The sequence below is a fragment of the Methylocystis sp. genome (assembly GCF_051061225.1).
In the GTDB taxonomy this organism is placed as follows: Bacteria; Pseudomonadota; Alphaproteobacteria; order Rhizobiales; family Beijerinckiaceae; genus Methylocystis.
Genome location: NZ_JBPFEB010000023.1, coordinates 1 through 9,609, shown reverse-complemented (window position 1 = coordinate 9,609; position 9,609 = coordinate 1). Strand labels below are relative to the sequence as shown.

Below are 9,609 nucleotides of genomic sequence, written 5' to 3'. Positions count from 1 at the left end.
GGCGGGGCGTTTTGCGTTCTTCTCCCCTCAACGCGGAAGCTTGTCCGCCAAGATGTCGATCTTGTGGATATCAGGGGGGGAGGCGAGGAGTTCTGGCGCCTTCGCCATCAACGCCTTCGCCACGGCTCCAGAAAGATGGGCTTCGCGGTCGCCTTCATTGTTGAAGGTGTCGAAGATTCCAAACGACGTCGGACCCATCTTCATAGCGAACCATGTGGTCGTTCCCCGCTCAGCCTCCACCAGTGGAAGCGCGCCTTTCAAAAAAGCTTCAACCTCAGTCTCCTTGCCAGGCTTCGCTTCAAGGTGAACATAAAGCGCCGTCTTGGTCATTGGCGTTCTCCCTCTGTCACTGCTCAGTAATGAAATGCGGACGTCCAGGATTGGGCCCTTGGCAACAATGCGCGTCGTCGGCGTTTAGTTGCGCCCCGCGAGGCTCGCCCGACCGTAAATATAGCGGCGGCGGAGCCATGCCGGAACAAGTCATAGCCCTCGCTGTCACCCTTGAGGCTTTTGTCCTTACGACTCTCACAGTCGACAGCAACGGCGAGGAATGGGGCGTGTCCCATTACCGCCTGCGGCCGGTCAATGGCTGAGCCGGCGGCGCTCTGGCGGGCGTTGTCACGTTAACTCGCACGGAGCGCGGTGGACGGCTATTGGGGTCATTTCAGGATGATAGCGTCACGAACCTCCACTCTGCGAGCGCCCTGAGGCGATGCAGATGGAGGGCGATGGCGGAGCGGCAAGAAGGTCGAGATGGCACAAACAGGTTGCGGAGCGCGGAGAAGACGTTGACGAAACGCTGCAACCCGCCCCACGATCGGAACCCCCGCATCGCTCTCTCCCGCTTTCGCAACGGGACATAAGAATTTTCGGCGCGGTTGTTCAAACCCTTGTGAGATCGATGATCGACGCCCGGCATGATCTCTCGCCGGGCTGCGGCATAGGAGCCGAGCTTGTCAGTGACCATGCGCCGCGGGCGGCAGCCCTGCTTATGGAGGAGCCGCTTTAGCAAGCGCTGGCTGGCCTTGGCGTTGCGGCGAACCTGAACGATTTCATCGAGCACGTAGCCATCCTGTCGACAGCCTGCCAGAGATAGCGCTTCTCGCCGCTAATAGAGACCACGACCTCGTCGAGATGCCAGACTTCGCGCCGGCCGGGCGTCTTGCGCTTCAGGTGGCGGGCGTAATCCCGTCCGAATTTCATGGCCCAGCGGCGGACAGTCTCATAGGAGAACGATCCCGCTCCAGCAGCATTTCCTCGACGAGGCGCAGGCTGAGCGGGAACCGGAAGTAGAGCCAGACGGCGTGGGCGATGATTTGCAGCGGGAAGCGGTGGCGCTTGTAACTCACGGGCGGCTGGGTCATGCCCGTCTTGTCGGGCAAAAGCGCTACTCAGTCGTTTACGTGACAACGCCTGTGGCCGAAGGGCATTCACGTGGCGCTGATCATCATCGACGGCGTGGTTGGGGGGCCGGAAACGCGAAACAGCTTCCCCGACAAGCCGGACGATATCTTCGTCAAACCGGCAGCCGTCGCCGACATAGCGATTTCTCTTATCCGGCAAGACCGTACGGCGTTGAGCTTCGAGGTCGAAGCCCGTCCCTTCGGCGAGAGGTGGTGATCGCAAACCTGAAGCCTCCGCCGTTGTTGCACAACACCGACCGGCGGTAGGTTCAAGCGCGCCTCGTGGCCCTTCTTCGATCTCGGCATGCCCCCTTTGGATTCGCAATCATGCTGACCCGTCTTTTCTTCCAGAGTCCATCTGCCTGGTCGCCATTGCGACGCTCCTTTTCCTGCCGGCCGGCACGATCGCGTGGCCGGAAGCCTGGGTCTACTTAATCATCAGTGGAGGGATCGGCGGGGCCGCGGGGCTATGGTTCGCTCGTTACGATCCCGGCCCTTTGAGGGAACGTTTGGCCTCGCCCTTCCAAGCCTGCCAGCCGGCGTGGGACAAGGTCATCCTGTCGCTGTTCTTTGTGCTTTACTTGGCGTCTTTCATCGTCATGGGCCTCGACGCAACTCGGTGGCGGGCAAGCCACATGCCAGTTTGGGCCGAGGCCGCTGGGGCAGTAAGCATCCTGGCGTCCTACGCAATCATTTGGCGCGTCTTGGCGGAGAACTTCTTCGCCGCGCCCGTCGTCAAAATCCAGGAGGAGCGAGGCCAACGGATCGTAACGACGGGTCCGTACGCCGTCGTACGCCACCCGATGTATCGCGCGGCGATTTTCTTCTTGCTAGGGACGCCGTTGTTGCTCGGCTCGTTCTACGGGCTCGCTTTCGTTCCCCCATTGGTGATACTGTTGGCGCTACGCGCCATATTCGAGGAGCGGACGCTAGCGGATCGGTTCCCCGAATATGCCGCTTATGCAGAACGGACAAAATATCGGTTCGCACCCGGGGTGTGGTAGAGCTAACAAGTCGACGCTTTCCGCCAGCCGGCTGCGACGGCCTGCTCCTCGGCGCAGAACCAGCGCTTGTCCCGCCCCTTGTCCTCCATGACCAAATCACCTCGCCTACGTCAACCAACTTTCTCTGAGGATCCGACCGGAAACGCGACGGCCGATGAGCGGAGCGCCATCACTGAGAGTTCTGAAGTCAATTTGTGGCTGGACCTCCATCATCACGCCATGACGGCGAGTTGGCCCAAATTTTTTCTAGCCGTCGCAAGCGTATTCTTGATCTTCAACTTAATCTTCGCCGCACTCTATGCGATGGGCGAGAGGCCCATCGCAAACGCCGCGCCCGGCGACTTCGGCGCGCTGTTCTTCTTCAGCGTGGAGACGATGGGCACCGTGGGCTATGGTGACATGCATCCGCAAACCGACTACGCCCACCTGATCGCGAGCGCGGAGATTTTCACCGGCGCCTGCTCGCTCGCCGTCGTCACCGGCGTGATTTTCGCGCGCTTCTCGCGACCCCGCGCACGTCTGGTCTTTGCGGCAAATCCCGTCATCGCTCCCCATGACGGCGCGAGGACGCTCATGCTTCGGGTCGCAAATGCGCGGCGGAACATGATTAACAACGCCAGCGCGAAGCTCTGGGTCGTCCGCGACGAACGGACAGCGGAAGGCTCGATTTTCCGAAGATTTCATCGTCTGCGGCTGGAACGTGACGATAACCCGGTGTTCATCTACACTTGGACGATTATGCATGTCATCGATGACACGAGCCCGCTGTATGGGGGGCATATCGATGATCTGGTCACATCTGGAACGAGCTTTGTCGTCACGGTGAGCGGGCTTGACGAGACGTCCAGTGAGTTTCTCCAGGCGCGTAAAGGTTATCAGGCTAGACAAGTCCTTTTCGGCCACGATTACGTCGACATCGTCCAAAGGGATACCGGCAGCAGCACGTGGATCGATTATTCCAAGTTCCATCTCACCCGGGAGGTCGGAGACTCGTTCTCGAGCGAAGCTTGAATCTTTCAATAGGCTCCGCGGCAAGGGTGAGGAGTTGGCGGCTGAAAACTTCGGCCAGCTGCAATAGCAACTATCACCTCGCGGGCGAAGGCGCCATTGCCGTGCCTTAGCCGAGGCGGACAGGGCGGCGCGCCGCAGCTTAGGTGGGAGCGAAGATCAACTGCAGCTGTCTCAGCCAAATCCATTGTCTGCTACTGTGATCCCGCCGCCGCCGTCAGATTTGTCTGGACGTGACGCAGATGGTTCAAAACGGTTGGCAAGACCTCTGAAGCCAAGCCTCGGAGCGCTGCATTCAGACCGGAACTGATTTCATAGGACAAAAGCTGGACGGCCTTTTGATGTTCGGCGAGCTGAAACATCCAGAAACGCCTGTCGAAGGCAGGGCCCGTCAAGCCCCGCAGCTCATCCAACATGGCGGCGCGTTCCTCGTCGAGAGTCGCAGGCACAGACATATCCGCGTCCTTCGTAAGGCTGGTGAGCCGCTGCCCGAACGCCGCATGATCCTTCATTATACGCTCGCTGAATTGCGCGACGGCAACGCCTGGTCGCTTTTGCTGGCCGAGGTGGGCAGCGTCAGTCCCGGCCATAGCAATCAACGCAGCCTCGCGCAGAAATAGCCGGTCAGCGTCGTTGAACCTGACGGTCTCACGCGTCCGTCCGTCTACTTTTTGATCGCCTGGCGGCGCGAAGGCGGGGTTCCCCTCGCCTGGCTGCCGATCGGGCGCTTGCGCCACGGCGTCCCAAGCCAAGACGACGCAAAGGAGCGACAAACCGCCTATACGCATAATTAAGCCCCTTTCAAAGTTGTCATCTCGGTCGCTCATAGCGTCAACATGTAGGCGACCAGCGCCTCCTTCTCTTCCTGTGTAAGCTTCACGCCAAGGACGAAATTGAAGAATTCAACTGTATCGGCGAGCGTCAGCAGGCGGCCGTCGTGCAGATAGGGCGGCGTATCCTTTATCCCCCGCAGCGTGAAAGTCTTGATCGGCCCGTCGGGCAATGTCGCCAGCCCGTTGGCGGTGTGACCGATCTCGTAGAACCGTTCGAGTTTGAGGTCATGCATATTGTTGTCGAGGAATGAAGTCGCTGGCGGATGACATTCGGCGCAACGCCCTTTGGCAAGAAAAAGTTTCTCTCCTTCAAGCTCTTGCTGCGTCGCCTTTGCGGGATCGAGCCGGCCAGTTGGGTCGAGTTTCGGCGCCGGCGGAAAATCGATGATGTTCTGCATCTGCGCCATCATGGCGACTTGATCCGCGCGATTGGGCAGGTGGACGCCCTTGCGTTGCGCGCTGATCTGGTCGCCATTGAAATAAGCCGTACGCTGCTCGAATTCAGTGAAATCCTCCACAGACCGGAGCGAGCGCTTGGAGCCGTGAATTTGCTGATTGAAAACGCCGCGAAGACTGACAGTATCGAGGCGGAAGCGCGAAGCCTGGGGCCTTATGTCGGGCGACAGGTGAAATGCTGCGTTGGTGTTGAAATTCGAATGGCAATCGAGGCAGCTGATGCCGAGAGACTGCTCGGCGACCTTGCGATCTTCCGTCTGATTGAATTCCTCCTGCGGGAACGGCGTCAGCAAAAGGCGCAATCCCTCGAGCTGCACCGGCGTCAGGAAGCCGACCATCATGGCATAATGGTTCTTGATCGTGAGGAGTTGACCGCGCGATACGTCGCCAAGTTCGGGATGAGTCGTGAGAAAGATCGGCGGCGGAAATTCCGGAGTGAGGTGGGCAGGCAGGTCGAAATCGACATCAAATCGCTTCAGGTCGCGCCCTTCCTGACGATGGATCTCGTCGATCTGTCGTTGCGGAATGACCTGTCCGCCGACGGCCTGCTTGACATGCGGAAGCGGCATGAAGCCAGCCGGCAATAAGCCTTTTTGCTTGATTTCGTCAGGGCTCATCGACGCGAGGCTGTCCCATGACACGCCTTGCGGCAGTCTCACGCGAACGCCGCCTTGGACGGGGTTGCGTCCACCAGACATCATGACGCCCGGCAAGGGACGGTTCGACAGGTCGTAGCGCTCCTGCAACAGCGCTTGCTGACGCTGCATGACTCCGGGCTTCTGGGCCTCGTCCTCGGCCTTCACCGATTCTAACGGCTGTGTCGGCAGCGGCCGATATGACGCGTCGGGCGGCAAGGGGTTCGCGATTGTGCAGGGAGTCGCCGCGGCAACGGCGATTGGCGCTATTGCGAAAAGCGCGTGACGGAACATCGGGCCTCCCTGCGGCGAAACGCCAGCACGAGGTGAACGCACGTCCTATCAAACGTTCCCAGCTCATCCAGGTTCCGCCAATAACGTCCTTCCCCTCGAACAGCCGCGACCTTCACCCCCGCACGCCCTAAATGCGATCAGAGACCCCCTTGGAAATTTACCAGGTCAGAGGGCGAGGACAATGATCAAGCATTTCGAGGAATCTGACATGCGCGTTCTCCTCCACTGGGAGGATCTTATTGCCTCAGTCGAAAAGGGGCCTGCGGCCTTCGCCTCAGGCAAGGTGCTCCAGCCTGTCCGCACCATGCTTACGATTGAGGAAGACAGGCGCTATCTGGGCATTATGCCAGCGGTTGCCGATTAAGGGCCTTAAGCTGGTTAGCTTTTACCCATGCAACGCGGGCACGGAGTTGCCAACTCACATGGCTGTCGTGCTTTTGTTCCGGCCGGAAACCGGTGAACCTGTCGCCGTGATGGATGGTCGCCTGATCACCGAAATGCGCACGGCCGCAGTGTCTGCGGCGGCGACCGACCGTCTGGCGTCGCCGGACGCCCGCATTCTCGCTTTGCTCGGCAGCGGCGTTCAAGCGAAAGCGCATCTGGACGCGCTTTCACGCCTCAGAGATTTTGATGAGGTCAGGGTGTGGAGCCGAACGCCCGGACCATGCGAAGCGGTTCGCCGAGCGGCATGGCGTGAAAGCGATGGACGCGGAATCTGCGGTTGAGGGAGTGGATGTCGTTGTGACGGCCACAAATGCGCGCCAGCCGGTGCTGAAGGGAAGATGGTTGAAGCGTGGAGCGCATGTCAATTCCGTCGGGTCCCAAGACCAAATTGGCGAGAGCTCGACGATGAAGCGATGGGCAACCTGCTGATCGTCGACTCGCGTGAAGCCGTGTTAAAAGAGTCCGGCGGCGTGATTTTATCCAGGGCACAGATCCATGCCGAGCTTGGAGAACTCATCGCTGAAGCAAAGAGCTGCTCCATTGCAGAGACAACAGTGTTTAAATCGTTGGGTTGGCGATCGAAGACATCCTAACGGCAAAGCTCGTGCTGGACAGATCTAACGCGGATGCGTCAGTCGTCCGGTGCGCAAGGCCCGCGCCGCAGCTTTGCGGCGCGCGGGCAGCAAGTTTCGGTTTTTGCGTTTAGCGGATGCGAGCTTTGGATGAACCATGCGTATCGGGAGATCAAAAGGCGTCGGATTGCTCGCGCTGTGTTTCACGGCATTGGCGTTATCGCTTGCGCCGCCATTGTCCTATGCTGCTGGAGACGTTGATTCACGCCGGATGAGGGCTCTGAATTCAGAGCCGCAGAACTGGCTTACCCCGGGGCGAGACGAGAACCAGAGTTATTATTCGCCGTTGGCGATGATAGATGCAGGCAACGTCAGCCGCCTTGGCTTTGCCTGGGCTTACGATCTGGGTACGGCGCGGGGCCAGGAGGCCACGCCCATCGTGGTCGACGGCGTCATGTACACCTCCGGGACATGGGGTTACGTCTACGCCGTCAATGCCTCGACGGGGGAAGAGCTATGGCGTTTTGATCCCAAGGCGGACCCGCGCACTGCGCGCAATCCATGCTGCGACCTCGTCAACCGTGGGGTAGCGGTCTGGAAGCGCCGAGTCTTTGTCGCCTCCGTCGACGGCCGCCTGCACGCCCTTGACGCGGGGACAGGAAAGGAGCTGTGGAGCGCGGATACGATCGTCGACCACAAGCTTCCTTATTCCAGCACCGGAGCCGTCTATATTGCAGGCGACCTGGCGATCATCGGCAACAGCGGCGCCGATATGGATAAGGGAGGCGTGCGCGGTTACGTTTCCGCCTATGAGATCGAGACTGGCAGGCTCATGTGGCGTTTTTACACCGTCCCGGGCGCGCCAGGGCAGCCGCCAGAGGACGAGGCCATGGCGCTTGCGGCGGCGACATGGGATCGGGATCGCTCCCCCGACTATCATGGAGGTGGAACGGCTTGGGATGGGTTCGCCTATGACCCCGATCTCAAGCTTGTCTACTTTGGGACGGCCAATCCTGCCCCCTATGACCTCCGACTGGTCGCGGGACCGTCGAAGGATGCATTGTTTACAGCCTCTATCATCGCTTTGCGCGCAGATACGGGCCGGCTCGCCTGGTATTATCAGGCGACGCCCGGGGATCACTGGGATTTCGACGCAACCCAGAAGCTCATTCTCACAGATCTGATGATCGGCGGCTCGGCTCGATCTGTCGTTATGCAGGCGAACAAGAACGGCTTTTTCTACGTCATCGATCGTCGCACCGGCGAACTGATCTCCGCCAAGCCCTACACTTTTGCAAATTGGACTTCCGGCCTGGTTGCTGGAACCGGACGGCCGCGACCCTCTGAGAACGCCGACTGGTATTCCGGACCGAAAAACGTCTATCCCTCCTGGGCAGGCGGACATAGTTGGCAGCCGATGTCGTTCAGCCCGCTGACCGGTCTGGTCTATATTCCTGTCATAGACGCGCCGAGCGTCTGGATCGATCTCCAGCACAATGGCGGTCGCATCCGCTTCATTAACAGCTTCCTCTCCGCGCTGGGTCTCTTTCCGGATGAGTCTTATGACGCCGCCGGGTTGAAGCCATTTTACGGGCCATTGCCGGATCGCAAGACACTCGAGGCCACGCGCGACGTCAAGCTCGTGCGGGAGATGATGAGGGCTTGGGACCCCCTGGCCCAGAAGACAGTATGGGAGCAGGAGACGAGTTCGGGCATGCGGGCATATGACGGGGGCGCAATGAGCACCGCCGGAAATCTCGTTTTTCAAGGCTGCGGCAATGGCGAGCTCCGGGTCTATGCCGCCGACACTGGAAAAATCCTGAAGACCATTCAGACCGGAAGCCATATCATGGCCGCACCCATCACCTACGCGGTTAACGGCATTCAGTATATTGCTGTGCAAACAGGATATGGCGGAACCGGCGTCGGGGTCGGCGCGATCCCGCCTTCGAGCGCGGCGCTTAAATTCGAGAATTTGAACCGGATCATTTCTTTCAAGCTCGATGGCGGGGCGGCGCCTACCCCGGAGCTGCGTAAGGATAGGCCTTTCCCAAGACCGCCGGCGAATAATGCGACGCCTGACGACATTCAATCTGGCGAGACGGCGTTTCTTGGACAATGCTCGCGCTGCCACGCGCTTGGGCCGAACATTACGCCTGACCTGCGGAGAATGTCTGAGGCAACGCACAGCGCCTTCAAGGACATTCTGCTTGGGGGCGCTCTTGCCCCGACGGGAATGGAAGCATTCAACGACATCTTGAGCGAAAAGGATGTCGAGAATATTCATGCTTACATCATCGATCAAAGCTGGCAGGCATACAAACGGCAGGAACCCTCGAAGGCGCCAGCCTCGGAAGGAAGCGGCGCGCAAAGCGAATGACAACGTCTGATTCACACGACGGCAATGGCGAGCCCCCGCCACGTCACGGGTGTGGCCACTTCATCTGCGATCCCGCAACCGGACGCCGGGTGCCGCTTTGTCCAAGGGCGTTTCGAGCGCGGCGCGATCCCAGTCTCCAGCGACGGCGGCGGCCTCATAGGCGCTTTGAAGAAAATCGAGGAGAACGGCGTCCGGGTCTGCGGCGCGTCGGACGGCCTCATACGGCAGGATGAATTCTCTCAGCTCCTTGTGGAAGAAGGCGTCGCCCGGCTTTACCGGAGCGCTCTCGAACCCGACCGGCGCGGGATAGGCGTAGGAATAGAAGGCGGGGTAATCCACAGCGCCCCCTCCGGGCCAAAAGCCGGCGCTGCTCAACTCGTGCGAGTAGGCTTCACGCACGACGGCGTCCGGCAGATTGGGAACGCCGCCTGGATGCGGCGGCGCGCGGCGACCGGAAAAACGCGTCACCGCGAGGTCGAAGCTGCCCCAGAAGAAATGCACGGGGCTGGCCTTGCCGATGAAGCCGGCGCGAAAGAGCTTGAAGACCCGATCAGCCTGCAAAAGCAATCGCCAGAAGCTT

10 protein-coding genes and 2 pseudogenes are annotated in these 9,609 nt (G+C 60.0%); 7 read left to right on the top strand and 5 right to left on the bottom strand.

Annotated features, from left to right (window positions below; all coding sequences use genetic code 11):
- Positions 1-27: 27 nt before the first annotated feature.
- On the bottom strand, positions 28-330 hold the full coding sequence (locus tag ACR652_RS05435) for a putative quinol monooxygenase (protein ID WP_434505507.1): 303 nt from the start codon (positions 328-330) through the stop codon (positions 28-30).
- A gap of 137 nt (positions 331-467) precedes the next feature.
- Between ACR652_RS05435 and ACR652_RS05430 the strand changes: the two genes are divergently transcribed.
- Positions 468-593 (top strand): hypothetical protein, encoded by a 126-nt coding sequence (locus ACR652_RS05430; RefSeq protein WP_434505506.1) that lies wholly within the window; start codon positions 468-470, stop codon positions 591-593.
- 71 nt (positions 594-664) lie between these two features.
- Here the strand turns inward: ACR652_RS05430 and ACR652_RS05425 are convergent.
- Positions 665-1,364: pseudogene (locus ACR652_RS05425) on the bottom strand (IS6 family transposase).
- Positions 1,365-1,434: 70 nt separating this feature from the next.
- Between ACR652_RS05425 and ACR652_RS05420 the strand changes: the two are divergent.
- From ACR652_RS05420 to ACR652_RS05410, 3 genes are all read left to right on the top strand, one after another.
- On the top strand, positions 1,435-1,620 hold the full coding sequence (locus tag ACR652_RS05420; protein WP_434505505.1) for a hypothetical protein: 186 nt from the start codon (positions 1,435-1,437) through the stop codon (positions 1,618-1,620).
- Between the two features lie 292 nt (positions 1,621-1,912).
- On the top strand, positions 1,913-2,407 hold the full coding sequence (locus tag ACR652_RS05415) for a methyltransferase family protein (RefSeq protein ID WP_434505504.1): 495 nt from the start codon (positions 1,913-1,915) through the stop codon (positions 2,405-2,407).
- Between the two features lie 267 nt (positions 2,408-2,674).
- The gene (locus ACR652_RS05410) at positions 2,675-3,418 is read left to right on the top strand and encodes an ion channel (RefSeq protein WP_434505503.1); all 744 of its coding nucleotides are present in this window, start codon (positions 2,675-2,677) and stop codon (positions 3,416-3,418) included.
- A gap of 191 nt (positions 3,419-3,609) precedes the next feature.
- Here ACR652_RS05410 and ACR652_RS05405 read toward each other — a convergent pair whose 3' ends face one another.
- Positions 3,610-4,167, bottom strand: coding sequence for a DUF4142 domain-containing protein (locus tag ACR652_RS05405; RefSeq protein WP_434505502.1), 558 nt, complete (start codon positions 4,165-4,167; stop codon positions 3,610-3,612).
- A 71-nt stretch (positions 4,168-4,238) separates the two neighbouring features.
- A complete protein-coding gene (locus ACR652_RS05400) occupies positions 4,239-5,633 on the bottom strand; it encodes a cytochrome B6 (RefSeq protein ID WP_434505501.1) in 1,395 nt (464 codons plus the stop codon).
- A 181-nt stretch (positions 5,634-5,814) separates the two neighbouring features.
- Between ACR652_RS05400 and ACR652_RS05395 the strand changes: the two genes are divergently transcribed.
- The 3 genes and pseudogenes from ACR652_RS05395 to ACR652_RS05385 all read left to right on the top strand — a co-directional run bounded on the left by ACR652_RS05395 (position 5,815) and on the right by ACR652_RS05385 (position 9,029).
- Positions 5,815-5,997: a hypothetical protein gene (locus ACR652_RS05395; RefSeq protein ID WP_434505500.1), complete on the top strand. Its 183-nt coding sequence runs from the start codon at positions 5,815-5,817 to the stop codon at positions 5,995-5,997.
- A pseudogene (locus tag ACR652_RS05390) lies at positions 5,948-6,670 on the top strand (ornithine cyclodeaminase family protein). Before ACR652_RS05395 ends, ACR652_RS05390 begins: the two are co-directional and overlap by 50 nt.
- A gap of 166 nt (positions 6,671-6,836) precedes the next feature.
- Positions 6,837-9,029: a PQQ-dependent dehydrogenase, methanol/ethanol family gene (locus tag ACR652_RS05385; protein ID WP_434505499.1), complete on the top strand. Its 2,193-nt coding sequence runs from the start codon at positions 6,837-6,839 to the stop codon at positions 9,027-9,029.
- A gap of 60 nt (positions 9,030-9,089) precedes the next feature.
- Here the strand turns inward: ACR652_RS05385 and ACR652_RS05380 are convergent.
- Positions 9,090-9,609: DUF5996 family protein (locus tag ACR652_RS05380; RefSeq protein WP_434505498.1), on the bottom strand; the 520-nt coding region annotated here is incomplete at its 5' end.